Genomic DNA, 17,873 nt, shown 5'->3' with positions numbered 1-17,873 from the left:
CGGAGGGGTGGGGGTGCCAGACGTAAAGCGAAGCAGTCTGGCACCCCCACCCCGGAGGACCGTCACCGCACCCCGACAGCCCCGCGCAGCGGACAACACAACTCGCCCCGCCCCGCGCAGCGGCACCGCCCCGCGCAGCGGACAACACAAGTCGGCCTAGCCCCCGCGCAGCGGCACCGCCCGCGCCGCAGGCGCAAACAACAGCAACCCGCACGGCGGGAAAGTCAAGTACGTGGGAATCAGCCGGCCGCAGGCCCCCGCAGCCCGTCCATGACCAGGTCGAGGAGGCGGTTCGCGCGGGTGGGCCAGTCGGTGTGGGGGTCCAGTTGCCAGAGGCCCGCGATGGCCAGGAGGAAGTCCTCGGGGGTGAAGTCGGGGCGGATGGTGCCGGCGGCTTCGTTGGCGCTCAGGAGGAGGGTGAGGGCGGCGATGAGGGGGCCGCGGGCGACGGCGACGAAGGTGCCGTGCGGGGTGGTGGCCTGACGCAGGGCGGCGGCGAGGCCGGCCTTGGCCATGGCGTACTGGGCGAGCCGGTCCATCCAGGCGCGCAGCGCCCGATCCGGCGGGTGGGTGGCCAGGAGGTGGGCGGCGGCGTCGCAGACCTGTTGGACCTCGTGGCGGTAGACCTCCAGGACGAGGGCCTCGCGGTTGGGGAAGTTGCGGTAGAACGTGCCCTGTCCGACCCCGGCCTTCTTGGCGATCGCGCTCAGCGGGACGTCGGCGCAGCGGGTCAGTTCGGCCAGGGCCACTTCCAGGATGCGGTCGCGGTTGCGTTGCGCGTCCGTGCGCAGGGGCGCGTCCTTGGGCTGGGGCACGCGTCCTCCTCACGGTAAGTCACCGATGAGCGGGGCTTGTTGGGCAGCCGGCCGCTGACGGACCATTGACCTTGCTAACCGGACAGCCGTCCGTTAGGTTTCCACGTCAATGGACGGTTGTCCGCTTCTGGATCACACCCTAGCGGCAGAGGAGTGGTGGGGACGACCCGTTTGGGGAGGGCCACCGCGGCAATCGAGGTGCCGCCCTCCAGCGCGCCCCCACCGACCCCACCCCGCAGTCCCTTCGATGTCGTGACCCACCGCACCACCGCTCCCCCTCCCTCCACCCCCCACCTCCCAACACCCCGGCTCCGTCGAGCGTTTCCGCCCGGCGGAGCCGATCCGATCCGTTGACCGAACGCGGCGGGCCGCCGACCCCGGGGCCGGTGCCCGCCGCGCCCGTTCGCCGCGCGAGACGCGAAAGAAGGCAGACCATGGCCCCATCGACGGCCGGTGCCATCACCTTGACCATCAACGGCGAGAAGCACACGCTGCCCGTCGACAACCGCACCACCCTGCTCGACGCACTGCGCGAGCGGCTCGACCTGACCGGCACCAAGAAGGGCTGCGACCAGGGGCAGTGCGGCGCCTGCACGGTGCTGCTCGACGGCCGCCGGGTGGTCTCCTGCCTCCAGCTCGCGGTGGCCGCCGAGGGGCGGGAGATCACCACCGTCGAGGGCCTGGCGGACGGGGACCAACTGCACCCGGTGCAGCAGGCGTTCCTCGATCTCGACGGCTTCCAGTGCGGCTACTGCACGCCGGGGCAGATCTGTTCCGCGGTGGCCGCGATCGAGGAGCACGCCGCGGGCTGGCCCAGCGCGGCCACCGCCGACGTCCGACCCGAGGCCGGCCCGGTGCCGCTGACGGCCGAGGAGATCCGGGAGCGGATGAGCGGCAACCTGTGCCGCTGCGGGGCGTATGTCTCGATCGTCCGGGCGGTGGCCCGGGCGGCGCAGGACCCGGCCCGCACGACGGGCGCGGTGGCGACGGACGTGGAGGGCGCGGCATGAGGGAGTTCGACTACCGACGGGCGTTCGACGTCGCGGGCGCGCTGGCGCTGCTCGGCGCCGAACCGGAGGCCCGCTACCTCGGCGGGGGCACCAACCTCGTCGATCTGATGAAGAGCGGGGTGGAGCGGCCCGCACTCCTGGTCGACGTGCGGGAGTTGCCGCTCGACGGGATCGCGGTCACCGACGACGGCGGACTGCGGATCGGCGCGACCGTCACCAACAGCGACCTGGCAGCCCACCCCGAAGTGCGGCGCCGCTACCCGGCGTTGGCCCAGGCGGTCCTGGCCGGCGCCTCCGGGCAGCTGCGCAACATGGCCACGGTGGGCGGCAACCTCCTCCAGCGCACCCGCTGCGGCTACTTCACCGACGTGACCAAGCCCTGCAACAAGCGGGCGCCCGGCAGCGGTTGCCCGGCCGTCGCCGGCGAGCACCGCAACCACGCCATCCTGGGGGCCACCTCCCACTGCGTGGCCGTCCACCCCTCGGACATGGGCGTGGCACTGGCCGCCTTCGACGCCGTGGTGCACTACGAAACGGCCGAGGGGCGTGGCGAGTTGGCGCTGGCGGACCTGTATCTCCCGGTGGCGGATGCCCCGCATCGGGAGACCGCGCTGCCGCCCGGGGCGCTGATCACCGCCGTCGCCCTGCCACCGGCACCGGTGGCCGCCGCCTCGCGGTACCGCAAGGTGCGCGAGCGGGCGTCGTTCGCCTTCGCCATCGGCTCGGTGGCCGCCGCCCTCGACGTCCACGACGGCACCGTCCGCGACGTCCGGCTGGCGTTCGGGGCGGTCGCGTCCCGACCGTGGCGGGCCCACGCGGCGGAGCGGGCGCTGCTCGGCGGGCCGGCGACCGCCGAGGCGTTCGCCGCCGCGGCCGACGCCGAACTGGCCGCCGCCGAGCCGCTGTCCGACAACGGATACAAGGTGACGCTGATCCGGAATCTCGTCGTAGCCGTGCTGACCGAGCTGGCCGAGGAGAGCCGGCGGACCGAGGAGGCCACCCGATGACCGTCACGACCACCACGAGCACCGCGGCGCGCGCGTCCGTCGGCACGTCGCACACCCGCGTGGAGGGCCGCGACAAGGTCACCGGCGCGGCCCGCTACGCCGGCGAGGTCCCCCTCGCCGGGCTCGCGCACGGCTGGCTGGTGGTGTCCACCATCGCCCGCGGCCGGATCCGCGCCCTCGACACCGCCGCCGTGCTGGCGATGCCCGGCGTACTGACCGTCCTCCACCACGGCAACGCCCAGCCCCTGGAGTCGGGTTACGTCGCCCCGATGGGCACGCCCGACCCGGCGCTCCAGGTCTTCCAGCACGACCGGGTGCCCTACGCCGGCTGGCCGGTCGCGCTGGTCGTCGCCGAGACCTCCGAACAGGCCCGGGAGGCCGCCGAGTCGCTGGTCGTCGAGTACGACGAGGAGCCGCACGACGTGACGTTCGCCGTCGGGCACCCGGCGACGTACGAGCCGGAGGGCAACGCGCGGTTCGCCACCGCGGCGACCAAGGGCGACCTGGCGAACGAGTTCGCCGCGTCCGCCGTCGTGTTGGACGCGGAGTACAGCACTCCGGAGGAACACCACCACCCGATGGAGCCGCACGCCGCGACCGCCTACTGGGAGAACGGGCGGCTGGAGGTCATCGACTCCAACCAGGGCAGCATGCATGTCGCCAAGGAGTTGGCGCTGCTGTTCTCGCTCGACCCGGCCGCGGTGCGGGTGCGTTCCGAGCACGTCGGCGGCGCCTTCGGGGCGAAGGGGTGCCGCCCGCACCAGGTGGCGGCGGCACTGGCCGCGACGGTCCTGCACCGCCCGGTCCGGGTCGTATTGACGCGACGTCAGATGTTCTCGCTGGTCGGCTACCGCAGCCCCACCGCGCAACGGGTCCGGCTCGGCGCCGATGCCGACGGGCGGCTGCGCGCCCTGCACCACGAGGGGTTGAACCAGACCTCCACGGTGCACGAGTTCGTCGAGCGGAGCGCGGACGTGGCCCGCGCGATGTACGACGCCGACGCGCACCACACCGTCAGCCGGGTGGTCCGGCTCGATGTGCCGACCCCGACCTGGATGCGGGCGCCCGGCGAGGCGCCCGGTTCGTTCGCGCTGGAGTGCGCGCTGGACGAGCTCGCCGAGAAGTGCGGTGTCGACCCGATCGCGCTGCGCGCCCGCAACGAGCCGGAGGTGGGCCCGATTTCCGGGCTGCCCTTCAGCAGCCGCCGGCTCCTGGCCTGCTTCGACGAGGGCGCCCGCCGGTTCGGCTGGGCGGAGCGCGACCCGCGTCCCGGGGTGCGTCGGGACGGTCGTTGGCTGCTCGGGACGGGCACCGCGGCCGCCTCGTTCCCCACCCTGGCCGGCCCGTCCACGGCGGCGGTGACGGCGGAGGCGGACGGCACCTTCACCGTGCGGATCACCGCGGCGGACATCGGCACCGGGGCGCGCACCGCGCTGACCCTGATCGCCGCGGACGCGCTGGAGGTGGCGCCGGAGCGGGTGGCGGTCCGGATCGGCGACAGCGACTTCGGTCCGGCGATGCTCGCCGGTGGCTCGGCCGGCACCCGTTCCTGGTCCTGGGCGGTCGAGCTCGCCGCCCGCGACCTGCGCGCCCAACTGGCCCTGGGCGGCAGCATTCCGCCGCAGGGGATCACGGTGCGCTCGGACACCACCGAGGCCCTGGGCGCGCTGCCGCCCCGTGAACGGCACGCGTTCGGCGCGCAGTTCGCCGAGGTCGCGGTGGACGTCGCCACCGGTGAGGTGCGGGTCCGACGGATGCTGGGCGTCTTCGCGGCCGGCCGGATCGTCAACCCGCTGACCGCGCGCAGCCAGTTGGTCGGCGGCATGATCTGGGGACTGTCCATGGCCCTGCACGAGGAGGCGTCCCGGGACGCGGCCTTCGGCAGCCACGTCGGCGCCGACCTGGCCGGCTACCACGTGGCGGCCAACGCCGACGTCCCGCTCGTCGAGGCGGACTGGGTGGACGACCCGGACGAGCAGGACCCGGTCGGCATCAAGGGCATCGGCGAGGTCGGCATCGTGGGCGCCGCGGCGGCGGTCGCCAACGCGGTCTGGCACGCGACCGGCGCCCGCCACCGGCACCTGCCGATCCGCCCGGACCGGGTACTGACGGCCGCCGCCCCACGCGGCTGATCCGACAACGGGCGCCACCCCTGCATGGGGTGGCGCCCGTTCTTCGACCTCCGCGACCGACCGCCCCCGGGATGGCGGTCAAGTCACCGTGGAACGCGTCGAGTTACCGCATCCGTTCAGCGCACGTGGACGGTCTTCACGTCGGTGTGGATGTCGGCGTACGGGTGGCCGCCGTGCGGCCCGTCGACGCCGTAGAGCACGCCGCGGAACTGAAGGTCGCCGCGCTTGTGGGCCTTGACCTTCACATCGACCTTGGCCTCGGCGCCGTCGATCTCCACGATCTTCCCGCACTTGACGGTCTTCCAGGCACCGTGGGCGCCCGCGCGCTGCTGGGCGCAGAACTGGCCGTACCGGAGCGCATCGCTGTCGCCCTGGCCCGTGACGTGCACGGCGCCGCCCACCTTGACGGTGCCGGGCGAGACGTTGAGCGTGGCGCTGCCCTTGGCGAACGCCGGGGTGACGGCCAGTACGACCGCGGCCGCACCCATGGCGCCGACGGCGGCGATGCGGCCGCCCCGGCGTCCGAGGGTCCCCCGCGCGACTCGTTCCTTCATCGTTTCCTCCCCTGTGTCGGAGGGGGCCTCCTGCCCCCTCCACCCCACAAGAGGGAGATTCGGCGCAAGGCGTTCCCTCCGAACACACCGCCCACAAAGGGAAGTTCCGGAAGGCCACCCTCCACCCTGTGGGGAGAACCCCACCCGCCTACGGAGGCCAGCAGCATGGCCCGTAGGGCGCGGCGCTTCCTACCGTGATTCCATGTCCACGCCCACGACGAGCGCCCCCAAGGGCCGCCCGCCCCGCCTTCCCCGCCGCGCCGCCGCCGCACTCCTCACCGCCGCCGTCCTCACGGGACTGGTGCCCACCCAGGCAACGGCCAGCGCCCCCACCCGACTCCAGCGGGACGCCGACGCCCTGCGCGCCACCGGCGTCACCGGCGTCTCCGTCCGCCTGGAGACGCCGCACGAGACCCGTACCGCCCGCAGCGGCACCGAAGACCTCCGCACCAAACGCCCCGTCCCGCAGAACGGATACGTCCGGATCGGCAGCAACACCAAGACGTTTGTGGCCACCGTGGTGCTCCAACTGGTCGGCGAGGGGCGGCTGTCGCTCGACGACACGGTGGATCGCTGGCTGCCGGGCCTGGTGCGCGGCCACGGCAACGACGGGCGCCGGATCACCGTGCGCCAACTGCTCCAGCACACCAGCGGACTGCCGGACTACATCGGCGAGGTCGCCCCGCACCCCAGCGCCGCCGAGTACCACCGCAACCGCCACACCCCGTACACCTCCGCGCAGCGCGTCGCCCTCGCCCTGCGCCACCCACCGTCCTTCAAGCCGGGCACCCGCTGGCAGTACTCCAACATCAACTACGTCCTCGCCGGCATGCTGATCCACGCGGTCACCGGCCACCCCTGGGAACACGAGGTACGCACCCGCATCCTCCGCCCCCTCCACCTGACCCACACCTACGCCCCGGGCGACGACCCCACCCTCCCCCGCCCACACGCCACCGACTACCAGCAGTTCACGCCCAACGGCCCGCTGATCGACACCACCCTCGCCTACCTCCCCTTCGACGGGGACGCCGACGGCTCGCTGATCAGCACCCCGGCGGACACCACCGCGTTCTACCGTGCGCTGCTCGGCGGCCGCCTGCTCGCCCCCGCCCAACTCGCCGAGATGCGCCGGACGGTGGCGGTGCCCGCCGACCCCGGCACCCCGCAGGGCGGCCGCTACGGACTCGGCCTGTCCTGGACCCCGTTGACCTGCGGCGGCGGCTACTGGGGCCACAGCGGCGACGGCTACGGGTACATGGTCTGGCCCGCCACCACCGCCGACGGCCGCAGCACCGTCACCGTCTCCCTGCACAGCCGCCCCGGCGACCCGGACACCGCGGCCCGCCAGATCCGCGCCACCACCGACCTCATCGACCATGCGCTGTGCGGTGTGCCACGGTCTGCGGACGGCGGACGGCGCGGCTGATTTCCGCGACGATCCGGGTATCTGTGCCGGTGCCCCCGCGCGCGGGGCCCGGGGCGTCGTGGAAGGGAGCGGTTGTGGCGGAGCGGACGACCTGTTGTGTGGTGGGCGGCGGGCCCGCCGGGATGGTGCTGGCACTGCTCCTGGCCCGGGCGGGGGTGGCGGTGACGGTCCTGGAAAAACACGGCGACTTCCTGCGCGACTTCCGCGGGGACACCGTGCACCCCTCCACCCTGGCGCTCCTGGACGAGCTGGGGCTGAGCGAACGGTTCGCCCGGCTGCCGCAACGCCGGGTGACCACCGTCCAACTGCCGCTCGGCCCGGACGGCTCGCTGACGACGGTCGGCAACATCGCCGCGCTGCCCGGCCCTTTCAACTACGTCGCCATGGTGCCGCAGTGGGACCTGCTCGACCTGCTGGTGGACGAGGCCCGGCGCGAGCCGTCGTTCGCCCTCCGGATGAGCACGGAGGCGACGTCGTTCCTGACGGAGCGCGGCCGGGTGGTGGGGGTGCGCTACCGCACCGCCGACGGCCGCACCGGCGACCTGCGGGCGACGCTGACGGTGGCCTGCGACGGCCGCGGCTCGCTCGCCCGCGCGCTGCCGGAGCTCGGGCTGCGCGCGTTCAACTGCCCGATGGATGCCTGGTGGTTCCGGCTGCCGCGGCGCGACGGCGATCCGCACGGCCTGGTGGGCGGCGCCGGCGACCGGCTGCTGGCCGCCCTGATCGACCGCGGGGACTACTGGCAGTGCGCGGCCCTGATCCCCAAGGGGACGGACGCCACCCGCCGCGCCGCCGGCCTGGAATCGTTCACCGCGAACTACGCCACCGCCGCCCCCTGGCTCGGGGACCGGGTGCGCGCGCTCGACTCCTGGGACGAGGTGAAGCTGCTGGACGTGCGGCTGGACCGGCTGCGGCGCTGGCACCGCCCGGGTCTGCTGTGCATCGGTGACGCGGCGCACGCGATGTCGCCGGTCTTCGGGATCGGCATCAACCTCGCGGTGGAGGACGCGGTGGCCGCCGCCCGGCACCTCGTCGGCCCACTGCGGGCTGGCACGGTGGGCCTGCGGGACGTCCGCGCCGTCCAGCGCCGCCGCTGGCCGACCGCGGCGCTGACGCAGGCGTTGCAGCGGTTCGCGCACTCCCGGATCATCGCGCCGGTGCTGGCGGGCCGGCCGCCGTTCAACGACCCCCGGCGGGCACAGCGGGTGGCCGAGCGGCTCACCACCTCGCGCTGGCTGAACCGGGTGCCGGCGTACTTCCTCGCCTACGGCGCGGTGCGCGAGCGCCCACCGGTCGAGTCGGTGAGATGAGCGGCGGCCCGGCACCTTCTGTGCCGGGCCGCCGCCTTCCTCAGCGCCTCACTCCGCCCTCACTCCGTCACCTCCGCCAACCGGAACGGGCCGGCGGAGCCCGGGGAGTACATCACCGGCAGGCTACGGCCCAACGGGACGATGACTATCGGCTCCTCCCGGTATTCGCGCAGGAAGTGTTCCAGCGGCTCCCACATCATGCTCCGGTATCCGGCCTCGGTCCGCTGGCGCTCGAAGGACAGGGTCAGCGCGGATTCCTCCACGGTGACGCTGATCGCGTCCACCTCCAGCCATTCCCCACCGATCCACGCTTCGAGTCGTACGTAAGACATGACGCCAAGGGTGCCCGGTCACGCACCGTATTGGCAATCAGCGACCTGTCGGGCCGGCCGGAAAAACCGCGCTAAAAGGCGGGCCCCGGAGGGGATCACACCCTCCGGGGCCTTCTTGGAGCTTTCCGGTTCCGGCGGTGCGCCCCTCCGTCCACCTGTGCGCGGGGGTCGCCGCTCGGCGCACGACCAGGGCATCGAGCGCCGTTCCCGCGCCCCGTATCCCGGCCGTCCGATACCGTCTACGCCTTACCCGTGCGGCCGTTGAGTTCCCACCCGGTAGTCCTCGGCGACCGTCTGGGGCTTGGCCTTCGCGTCCGGCGGAGCCGCGGCGGATTCCGAGGCGACCTGAGTCTTGGAATTCCGCCGCATTTCCTGAAGGCCCTTTTGAATTCCGTCCCGCAGCCATTTGCCGAGGGGGCGTTCCACGAGCCGGTGCACGGCATAGGAAAGCAGCAGCATGAAGACGACGATGCTGGGCAGCAGGACGAGCGCGGGCACCCGGTGGCGCAGCTGATCGATGAGAGTGAATCCGATGTACATGTGCAGCAGATACAGCGGATAGGTCAGCGATCCGGCGGTCACCAGCCAACGCCAGCGCACCTTGTTGAATACCCCGAGGGCGATGGCCGCCATGATGGCGAAGGCCAGGATCACGCCGACCCGCGCCGGCCAGCCGTGCGCCATGCTTGCCTTGGCTCCGACGTTCATGATCAGGCGGCCGCGGACGTAGTGCTGGGCCAGCAGGAATTCGACCGCGACAATCGCCCAGAGCAGCAGGGTCGGCTTGAAGCGGTGCATCAGGTAAAAGGCGATGCCGGCGATGAAGTACGGCGAGTACGGCGCGATCGCCCAGACCGACAGGAAGTTGCTGTCGGCCTTGAGCGCCACGACGCCGGCCACCGTCCACAGCCCGCAGAAGAGCACGCACCGGCGGTAGGTGACGCCGCGGTACACGACGAGGGCGAAGAGCAGGTAGAACTTCAGCTCCACGAAGAGCGACCAGTAGACGTCGTCCACGTCCGAAACACCCACGCCCTGCTGGAGCATGGTGAGGTTGGTCAGCACCGTTTCGAGGTTGTCCGCGCTCCGCACGTGCGGCCAGATCATCAGCACCGCCGCGGTGAGCAACACCCCGACCCAGTACGCGGGGTAGAGCCGGGAGACCCGGGATTTCACGAAGTCGCCGAGCGACCGCCCCCAGGTGCTCATGCAGATGACGAATCCGCTGATGAGGAAGAAGACTTCGACGCCGAGCCAGCCGAATTGGGAGAGGTGGTAGACGGTCGGTGAGAAGGTATGCGGATCCTTGCCCCAACCATCACGGAGGGTGATGTAGTGGTAGGCCAGCACCATCAGTGCCGCCACCAGGCGCAGCCCATCGAGGACATAGAGTCTGGATTGCCCCTGCCCCTTCCCTGGTACGGCCAGAGTTCCAGGTGCAGCGAAGGCCATCCTGCGGTTCCTCACAGTTCGTAGGGCAACGTTCCCCCTATCCCATCTCATAGGTGGGACACGGGAGGCAACTTCGTTTGAAATGATCGCAAAAATTTGATCCGCATCGCGCCAACACCGTTGCGTTAATCACGTTTCGGTGGATGCCCGCATGTCGTCGAACATTACGGGTCAATACGGATACCGGCACCGTCGATCGGATCTTCCCCGAGCCGCCGGAACTCCGACCGGAACTTCCGCTTCCGACGCCGCCCACCACCCCCGACGACACCGTCTCACTGCTCTTCAGCCTTCGGCTACCTTCCCGTTGCCCCGTATTCCTATGCTGCGCCATAAGGGTCCGGGGCATATTCCCCGAAGACCGCGGAAATCGACCGCGCGCCATCGGGCATTTCCGGACCGGTCCCAAACCCGCTCTTCCGCCGCTCCCGCCTCGCCTCCGAAGCGCCGTCGAACGCCACCGCGCGCCCTCACTCCTCGTGCACACCCCTCCGGCCCAGCACCGCCCGCGTCGCCCGCCGCGGGCGAGTAGGACGGAGTCGACGGCTCGCGCGGAGGAATGGTGCGGAATGCAGATCGTGGTCGACCTCAACAGGTGCCAGGGGTACGCGCAGTGCGTGTTCCTGGCGCCTCGGGTGTTCGAGCTGCACGGCGAGGAGGCGCTGCTCTACCACCCGGCGCCCGACGCCGAGCAGCGGGAGCGGGTGCGCCGCGCGGCGGCCGCCTGCCCGGTCCAGGCCATCCTCGTCGGCGAACAGGCCGGCGCCGAGGCCGACAAGGGGGCCGGGGCCGATGTCCGGTGAGCTCACAGAAGGCCGGATCGTCATCGTCGGCGCGTCCCTGGCCGGACTGCGGGCGGCCGAGGTGCTGCGGGCGGAGGGCTTCGCGGGCGAGCTGACCCTGATCGGGGACGAGCCGCACCCGCCCTACGACCGGCCACCGCTGTCGAAACAGGTGCTGCTGGGAAAGGTGCCGGCGGACTCGGTCGGGCTGCCGGCCCGCCACCCGGTGAACGCCCACTGGAAGCTGGGAGTCCGCGCCAGCGGCCTGGACCCGGACACCAAGGACGTGCTGCTGGCCGACGGCGAACGGGTCCCCTACGACCGGCTGTTGATCACCACCGGCACCCGGGCCCGGCCCTGGCCACACCCCGAAGAGGCCCGCCTGGACGGGGTGTTGACGGTCCGGACCATCGGCGACGCGGGCCGCCTCGCCGAGCGCCTGGACGCCGGCCCGCGTCGCGTGCTGGTCATCGGCGCCGGGTTCACCGGCTCGGAGATCGCCTCCGCCTGCCGGGAGCGCGGCCTGGAGGTGACGGTCGCCGAGCGCGGTCCGGCGCCGCTGGTCGGCGCGCTCGGCGGGACGCTGGGCGCGTTCGCCGCCCGGTTGCAGCGGGCGCACGGCGTCGATCTGCGCTGCGGAGTGACCGTCACCTCGCTCACCGGCAGCAACGGGAGGCTGACCGGCGCCGAACTCTCCGACGGCAGCCGGATCGAGGCCGACGTCGCGGTGGTCGCGCTGGGCGCCGTCCGCAACACCGAGTGGCTGGCGGACACCGGACTGGCCGCCGGTCCGCGCGGCGTGGCCTGCGACGCCGGGTGCCGGGCCTTCACCATGTACGGCATCGTCACCGACGACGTCTTCGTGGCCGGGGACGTGGCCCGTTTTCCGCACCCGCTCTTCGAGTACCAGATGTTGGCGCTGGAGCACTGGGGCAACGCGGTGGCACAGGCGGAGGTGGCCGCCCACAACATGGTCGCCCCCGGACCCCAGCGGCGCCCCCACCTGACCGTGCCGGCCTTCTGGTCCAGCCAGTTCGGCCTGAACATCAAGTCCGTCGGCGTGCCCACCTTCTCCGACCAGGTGACCGTCGCCCAGGGCTCGGTCGAGGACGGCCGACTGGTCGTGGCGTACGGGTACCGCGGCCGGATCACCGCCGCGGTCAGCGTCAACCGGTCCAAGTGGCTGGAGCACTACCAGCACCTGATCGAGACCGCGGCGCCGTTCCCCCCGGAGCCGGGCGCCGCCGACCGCCCCAAGTCCCCGATGGTCGTGCCCTCCGACGTCCCGGACCCCAAGGTGCTCTCGCACGGCCCGACCGTCGCCCTCACCGGCCATCTGCCGGACCGCCGCCTGGCCGTGGTGCGCCCGGCCGGCTGAACTACGGCCGACCGCCCCGCCACCCCTGCCCGCCCCGTCACGAGGAGAGCCCCGCGCATGTCCACGGAGACCCTGCTGGAGCGGATCAACGCCTATGCGAGCCGCCCCAACCCCTATCCGCTCTACGCCGAACTCCGCGAGCACGGCGTGGCACGGCAGAACGACGGCAGCTACCTGGTCGGCACCTACCACGAGATCGCCGCGCTGCTGCACGATCCCCGCATCAGCTCCGACGTGCGCCACCGCACCGACCCAAAGGAGGCGTTGGCCAGGTCGGGCGACCTGCCGCCGTCCTTCATCGGCGTCGACGACCCCGAGCACGACCGGCTGCGCCGGTTGACGATGCGCCCCTTCGGCCCGCCGCACTCGCCGGGCCGGGTGGACGCGCTGCACGCCGACATCGTCGCGATCGCCCGGGAGTTGGTCGAGGGCCTGCGCGACCGGGACCGGATCGACATCGTCGACGACGTCGCCTATCCCCTGCCGGTCACCGTCATCTGCCGGCTGCTGGGCGTCCCCCAGGAGGACATGCCCGAGATCCGCGGCTGGACCAACACCGTCATCGCCTCTCTGGACCGCTCCCCCGACGAGGACCCCGCGGAGAAGCGGAGCGCCGGCGTGGAGGCGCGGATGGCGATGGCGCAGTACCTGGGCGCGCTGGCCGAGCGGCGACGGGCCGACCCGACCGACGACATGATCTCGGCCCTGGTGCACGACGACGGTCCCCAAGGGCGGCTGACCCAGGCCGAGTTGATGACGACGCTGCCGCTGCTGACGATCGCCGGGCACGAGACGACCGTCAACCTCATCACCAACGGGATGCTCACGCTGCTGCGCCAGCCGGAGCAGCTGGCCCGGCTGCGCCGGGAGCCGCAGCTGATGCCGTCGGCGGTGGAGGAGCTGCTGCGCTACGAGCCACCGGTCCACATGCTGCCGCAGCGCACCCCGTTGACCGACATCGACGTGACGGGGGTGACCATCCCCAAGGGCGCACCGCTGTATCTGATGTTGGCCTCCGGCAACCGGGACCCGCTGCGCTTCGAGGACCCGGAGCGCTTCGTTCCGGACCGCCGGGACAACCAGCACTTCGGCTTCGGCAGCGGGGTCCACAGCTGCTTCGGCGCGCCGCTGGCCCGGGTGGAGACCCAGGTCGCGCTGGCCGCGCTGCTGCACCACCTGGTCGAGCCGCGCCTGGTCGAGGACCCGCCGCCCTACCGGCACAGCCCGATCCTGCGCGGGCCCCGGCACCTGCTGGTCACGCAGGGTGCCGGGGCGGCCGCGGGGGCTTGAGCGCCGGTCAGGATCCGGTGGCGGCGGGCTCCTCGGAGGGCTTGCCGCCGGCCGGCTTCTCTTCGAGCGTGAGCGTCAACTGGCCGTCGCTGACGTCGGCGAGGACGGTGTCACCGGGGTTGAGGGTGCCGTCCAGGAGCATGTTGGAGAGCCGGTTGTCGAGTTCGTTCTGGAGGGTGCGGCGCAGCGGGCGGGCCCCGTATTCGGGCTGGTAACCGCGGTTGGCCAGCCATTCCTTGGCGGACTCGGTGACGCCCAGACCGACCTGTTGGGCGTGCAGCCGGCGCCGGCTGCGCTCCAGCAGCAGGTCGACGATCTTGATGAGGTCGTCGCGGGTCAGCGCGTGGAAGACGATCACCTCGTCGATGCGGTTGAGGAACTCCGGCCGGAAGTGCGCCTGGAGGTCCTTCATCAGGTCGTCGCGGATCTCGTCGACGGATCCGTGGTGGGCCAGAATCCGTTGCGAGGCGATGTTGCTGGTCATGATGATGACGGTGTTGCGGAAGTCGATGGTGCGGCCCTGGGCGTCGGTGAGCCGCCCGTCGTCGAGGACCTGGAGCAGCAGGTTGAAGACGTCCGGGTGGGCCTTCTCGACCTCGTCGAAGAGGACGACGCTGTAGGGCTTGCGGCGGACGGCCTCGGTGAGTTGCCCGGCCTCCTCGTAGCCGACGTATCCGGGCGGGGAGCCGACGAGACGGGAGACGGTGTGCTTCTCCTGGAACTCGCTCATGTCGAAGCGGATCATCCGGTCCGGGTCGCCGAAGAGCAACTCCGCGAGGGCCTTGGCCAGTTCGGTCTTGCCGACGCCGGTGGGCCCGAGGAAGAGGAAGCTGCCGCTGGGCCGGTTCGGGTCGCTCATGCCGGCGCGGCTGCGGCGGACCGCCTGGGAGACCGCGGTGACCGCCTCGTCCTGGCCGATCACCCGCTCGTGCAGGGCGTCTTCGAGCTTCATCAGCCGGTCGCGTTCGGTCTCGGTGAGCTGGGCGACGGGGATGCCGGTGCGGGCGGAGAGCACCTCGGCGATGTCCTCGGCGGTGACGCTGGCGGCCTGTTCGCGCTCCTCGCCGATGTCGGCGAGCTCGCCCTCGGCCTGCCGGATGCGTTCCTTGAGGGCGGCGGCGCGTTCGTAGTCCTCGGTGCTGACCGCCTCGTCCTTCTCCCGGCGGAGCTTGGTCAGCCGGTCCTCGATCTCGGCGGCCGGGCCGGGGCCGTCGAGGCTGCGCAGCCCGACCCGGGCGCCGGCCTGGTCCATGAGGTCGATGGCCTTGTCGGGCAGGAAGCGGTCGGTGAGGTAGCGGTCGGAGAGGGTCGCCGCGGCGTCCAACGCCTCGTCGGTGAACCGCACTTGGTGATGGGCCTCGTAGGCGTCCCGCAGACCGCGCAGGATCTCGACGGTCTCGTCGACGCTCGGCTCGGGCACCATGACCGGCTGGAAGCGGCGTTCGAGCGCGGCGTCCTTCTCGACGTGCTTGCGGTACTCGTCGATGGTGGTGGCCCCGACGACGCTCAAGTCGCCGCGGGCCAGCGCGGGTTTGAGGATATTGCCGGCGTCCATGGCGCCCTCGCCGCCGCCTCCCGCCCCGACGACGGTGTGGAGCTCGTCGATGAAGAGGATGACGCCCTTGTCGGCTCCGGTGACCTCGTCGATGACCTTCTTCAGCCGTTCCTCGAACTCGCCCCGGTACTTGGAGCCGGCGACCATCCCGGCCAGGTCGAGGGAGACCACCCGTCGGTTCCGCAGCGCCTTGGGCACTTCCTCGGCGACGATGCGTTGGGCGAGCCCCTCGACGATCGCGGTCTTGCCGACGCCGGGGTCGCCGATGAGGACGGGGTTGTTCTTCGTCCGGCGGGAGAGCACCTCGACGGTCTGCTCGATCTCCTCGGCCCGGCCGACCACCGGGTCCAGCTTTCCGCTGCGCGCCTCGTCGGTGAGGTCCCGGCCGTATTCGTCCAGGGTGGGGGTGTCGCCGTGGCCACCCTGCGCGGGCTGCCGGTCGCCGCGGGTGGCGCCCTGCTCCCGCGCGCCCTCGGGGCCGAGGGCCTGGGTGAGGCCGGAGCGGGGGTCCTCCAGGAGCGCGGCGAGGATGTGCTCGGGGCCGATGTAGGAGGCGCCGGCGGCCTGCGAGCGGGCGTGCGCGGCGAGCAGGGCGCGCTTGGCGGCCGGGGTGAGCGCGGGCTCCCCGTTGCCGGTGCCGGCGGGTAGCTGTCGGGCGATGTCCTGGGCGAGTTGGTCGGGGTCGGCGTCGGCCTGCTCCAAGAGGTGCCGGGAGGCCGGCACTTGGGTAGCGGCCCACAGCAGATGGCCGGTGTCGAGGTCGGAACCGTCCTCGGCGGCGCGTTTGCCCGCCGTCGCCAGGAGTTCGTGTGCGGAGTCGCTGAGCAGGCGCCCGATGGGGACGCGTTGGACGGCCGGTGGGGAGGCCGCCGGGCTCATGCCGAAGAAGCGGTTGAAGAGGTCGGAGAACGGGTCGCTGGACCCGAAAGGCGAAGTCGTCACCATGACCACCCGTCCGGCGGGCAGCGCCACGGTGGTGTGCTGCCGGCCGTAGTCGATTGCCCGTACCCGGACAATTCTTCGCCGGGCGGTCCGGGGCGGCGACTGGAGGCGGGGTCCGCCACGGCAAATAGGGGTGCCGCCCGCCCCGCCGGGACTGTAACGTGCCCAGCCGTTGATCAGCACTTACCCGGGAAGGGCTTCGATGGTTTCGGAACTCGTCAGCATCTGGGCGGCCGGCTGGGTCGTCTCGCGCCGGCGCCCGCGCGCGGTCGAGCACCCCTGGGGCTACTACATCGACGTGGGCCGCCCCGACCAGATCGGCCGCCATGTACTGCCCGACCCCGACGCCTCCTCGGTGCGCGCTGCCGCCGCTTCCGTCACCGTCCCGCACACCTGGCTCAAGATGCCGGTGGAGTTGGCGACGGCGGAGCCCTGGCTCCCGGCGGGCTGGGTGGCGGACGAGGAGGAAACGGGGCACCTGATGGCCGCGGATCTGCGGGCCACCCGCCCGACGCCGCTCGACGGCTACCGCACGACCGTGGACCGCGCCGACGGCGTCACCTGCGTCCGGGTCTACGACACCGACGGCGGGCTGGCCGCCCGGGGACAGATGGCGGTCCTGGGCCCGGCCGGCGTCGTGGACCAGGTGGTGACCGAGGAGGCCCACCGCCGGCGCGGCCTGGGCGACTTCGTGATGCGCACGCTCGCCGACCACGCCGTGGCCGAGGGCGCACACCTGGGTGTCCTGGGTGCGACCGACGCGGGCCGCGCCCTGTACGAGACGCTCGGCTGGCGGCGGTGCGCGAGCCTGGCGGCCTGCATCTACCGCCCGTAGCCAGCCGCCGAGTCGGCCCCGCTCGACCGTCTTCCGGGCTCCGCTTGACCCTCACATCAGTGTGAGGGTTCGACGATGCGGATCAAGGAAACCGCCCACGACGGACCCGAGGTGAGCCCCATGGACAACCAGCTCTACGACTACAGCCCGATCACCGAACGCGCCCCGATCTCCTGGCCTGGCGGCGCCCGGATCGCCTTCTACGTCGGGGTGAACGTCGAGCACTACCAGGTCGACCGGCCCTCGACGAGCATCTTCCCCGGCACCACCGGCCTCGCCCCGGACCCGCTCAACTACGGCTGGCGCGACTACGGCCCGCGGGTGGGCATCTGGCGACTGATGGAGAGCCTGGACCGGCACGGCATCCGCGCCAGCGTGCTGCTCAACTCCGATGTCGGCGAACGCTATCCGCAGATCATCGAGGCCGGCCGGGCCCGCAACTGGGCCTGGCTCGCGCACGGCAAGAACAACTCCGTCCTCCAGGCGGACATGACCCCCGACGAGGAACGGGCCTATCTGACCGAGGTGGTCGACACCATCGAGCGGACCACCGGCCACCGCCCGCGCGGCTGGCTCGGTCCGGCCCTCACCGAGACCTTCCGCACCCCCGAGCTCCTCGCCGAACTGGGCCTGTCCTACGTGCTGGACTGGACCAACGACGACCAGCCCTACCGCCTCAACGTCCCCGGCATGTTCAGCGTCCCGTATCCCATCGAGCTCAACGACATCAGCCTGTTCGTCGGCAAGAGCCTCAGCGGCCCGGACTTCGTGCAGATCGTCAAGGACCAGCTGGACCAGCTCTACGCCGACGCGGCCGGCAGCGGCCGGGTGATGTCGCTGGCGCTGCATCCGTTCGTCATCGGCCAGCCGTTCCGTCACACGTACCTGGACCAGGCGCTGGAGCTCGTTGCCCAGCACCCCGGGGTGTGGCTGACCACCAGCGACGAGATCGCCGAGCACTACGCCCGGACCACCGCCGGGCAGCCGGCCTGACGGCGGCGCCCGGTACGCGGGCCGCCAACCGCTGTACCGGGCACCACCCCAACGCCA

At 72.1% G+C, this 17,873-nt stretch carries 15 protein-coding genes; 10 read left to right on the top strand and 5 right to left on the bottom strand.

The annotated features are described in order from the left end of the window. Positions 1-239: 239 nt before the first annotated feature. Positions 240-815, bottom strand: coding sequence for a TetR/AcrR family transcriptional regulator (locus ACFVFQ_RS11050; protein ID WP_383412327.1), 576 nt, complete (start codon positions 813-815; stop codon positions 240-242). Between the two features lie 434 nt (positions 816-1,249). Between ACFVFQ_RS11050 and ACFVFQ_RS11045 the strand changes: the two genes are divergently transcribed. Genes ACFVFQ_RS11045 through ACFVFQ_RS11035 form a run of 3 tightly spaced genes read left to right on the top strand, consistent with a single transcriptional unit; the run spans position 1,250 to position 4,964 of the window. Then, on the top strand, positions 1,250-1,825 hold the full coding sequence (locus ACFVFQ_RS11045) for a (2Fe-2S)-binding protein (protein WP_383412324.1): 576 nt from the start codon (positions 1,250-1,252) through the stop codon (positions 1,823-1,825). Next, positions 1,822-2,832 carry an FAD binding domain-containing protein gene (locus ACFVFQ_RS11040; RefSeq protein WP_383412321.1) on the top strand — a complete coding sequence of 337 codons (1,011 nt, stop codon included), beginning with the start codon at positions 1,822-1,824 and terminating at the stop codon, positions 2,830-2,832. The genes ACFVFQ_RS11045 and ACFVFQ_RS11040 overlap by 4 nt, the downstream gene beginning before the upstream one ends. After that, on the top strand, positions 2,829-4,964 hold the full coding sequence (locus ACFVFQ_RS11035; RefSeq protein ID WP_383412317.1) for a xanthine dehydrogenase family protein molybdopterin-binding subunit: 2,136 nt from the start codon (positions 2,829-2,831) through the stop codon (positions 4,962-4,964). The genes ACFVFQ_RS11040 and ACFVFQ_RS11035 overlap by 4 nt, the downstream gene beginning before the upstream one ends. A gap of 116 nt (positions 4,965-5,080) precedes the next feature. Here the strand turns inward: ACFVFQ_RS11035 and ACFVFQ_RS11030 are convergent, their stop codons facing one another. Beyond that, the gene (locus ACFVFQ_RS11030) at positions 5,081-5,518 is read right to left on the bottom strand and encodes a hypothetical protein (protein ID WP_383412314.1); all 438 of its coding nucleotides are present in this window, start codon (positions 5,516-5,518) and stop codon (positions 5,081-5,083) included. A gap of 202 nt (positions 5,519-5,720) precedes the next feature. Here ACFVFQ_RS11030 and ACFVFQ_RS11025 point away from each other — a divergent pair, with 202 nt between their 5' ends. After that, complete coding sequence (locus ACFVFQ_RS11025; RefSeq protein ID WP_383412312.1) at positions 5,721-6,947, top strand: serine hydrolase domain-containing protein; 1,227 nt, start codon at positions 5,721-5,723, stop codon at positions 6,945-6,947. A 74-nt stretch (positions 6,948-7,021) separates the two neighbouring features. Continuing rightward, positions 7,022-8,257 carry an FAD-dependent oxidoreductase gene (locus tag ACFVFQ_RS11020; protein WP_383412309.1) on the top strand — a complete coding sequence of 412 codons (1,236 nt, stop codon included), beginning with the start codon at positions 7,022-7,024 and terminating at the stop codon, positions 8,255-8,257. Positions 8,258-8,316: 59 nt separating this feature from the next. On the opposite strand, the gene ACFVFQ_RS11015 is transcribed toward ACFVFQ_RS11020, so the two are convergent. Continuing rightward, positions 8,317-8,589 (bottom strand): hypothetical protein, encoded by a 273-nt coding sequence (locus ACFVFQ_RS11015; RefSeq protein WP_383412307.1) that lies wholly within the window; start codon positions 8,587-8,589, stop codon positions 8,317-8,319. A 246-nt stretch (positions 8,590-8,835) separates the two neighbouring features. Then, complete coding sequence (locus tag ACFVFQ_RS11010; RefSeq protein ID WP_383412302.1) at positions 8,836-10,041, bottom strand: acyltransferase family protein; 1,206 nt, start codon at positions 10,039-10,041, stop codon at positions 8,836-8,838. A 569-nt stretch (positions 10,042-10,610) separates the two neighbouring features. Here ACFVFQ_RS11010 and ACFVFQ_RS11005 point away from each other — a divergent pair. Genes ACFVFQ_RS11005 through ACFVFQ_RS10995 form a run of 3 tightly spaced genes read left to right on the top strand, consistent with a single transcriptional unit; the run spans position 10,611 to position 13,491 of the window. Next, complete coding sequence (locus ACFVFQ_RS11005) at positions 10,611-10,844, top strand: ferredoxin (protein ID WP_383412299.1); 234 nt, start codon at positions 10,611-10,613, stop codon at positions 10,842-10,844. Then, the gene (locus tag ACFVFQ_RS11000) at positions 10,834-12,201 is read left to right on the top strand and encodes an NAD(P)/FAD-dependent oxidoreductase (RefSeq protein ID WP_383412295.1); all 1,368 of its coding nucleotides are present in this window, start codon (positions 10,834-10,836) and stop codon (positions 12,199-12,201) included. Before ACFVFQ_RS11005 ends, ACFVFQ_RS11000 begins: the two co-directional genes overlap by 11 nt. Positions 12,202-12,258: 57 nt before the next feature. Next, complete coding sequence (locus ACFVFQ_RS10995; RefSeq protein ID WP_383412292.1) at positions 12,259-13,491, top strand: cytochrome P450; 1,233 nt, start codon at positions 12,259-12,261, stop codon at positions 13,489-13,491. A 7-nt stretch (positions 13,492-13,498) separates the two neighbouring features. Here ACFVFQ_RS10995 and ACFVFQ_RS10990 read toward each other — a convergent pair whose 3' ends face one another. Continuing rightward, on the bottom strand, positions 13,499-15,988 hold the full coding sequence (locus ACFVFQ_RS10990) for an ATP-dependent Clp protease ATP-binding subunit (protein ID WP_383412383.1): 2,490 nt from the start codon (positions 15,986-15,988) through the stop codon (positions 13,499-13,501). Between the two features lie 202 nt (positions 15,989-16,190). On the opposite strand from ACFVFQ_RS10990, the gene ACFVFQ_RS10985 reads away from it, so the two are divergent. Both ACFVFQ_RS10985 and ACFVFQ_RS10980 read left to right on the top strand, forming a co-directional pair. Then, positions 16,191-16,823, top strand: coding sequence for a GNAT family N-acetyltransferase (locus ACFVFQ_RS10985; RefSeq protein WP_383412289.1), 633 nt, complete (start codon positions 16,191-16,193; stop codon positions 16,821-16,823). Positions 16,824-16,898: 75 nt separating this feature from the next. Beyond that, the gene (locus ACFVFQ_RS10980) at positions 16,899-17,816 is read left to right on the top strand and encodes a polysaccharide deacetylase family protein (RefSeq protein ID WP_383412286.1); all 918 of its coding nucleotides are present in this window, start codon (positions 16,899-16,901) and stop codon (positions 17,814-17,816) included. Positions 17,817-17,873: the final 57 nt, after the last annotated feature.

Source organism: Streptomyces sp. NPDC057743, assembly GCF_042798755.1.
Classification (GTDB): domain Bacteria; phylum Actinomycetota; class Actinomycetes; order Streptomycetales; family Streptomycetaceae; genus Streptomyces.
The sequence above is the reverse complement of the archived record's forward strand: the minus strand, read 5'-3'. Positions and strand labels throughout refer to the sequence as shown.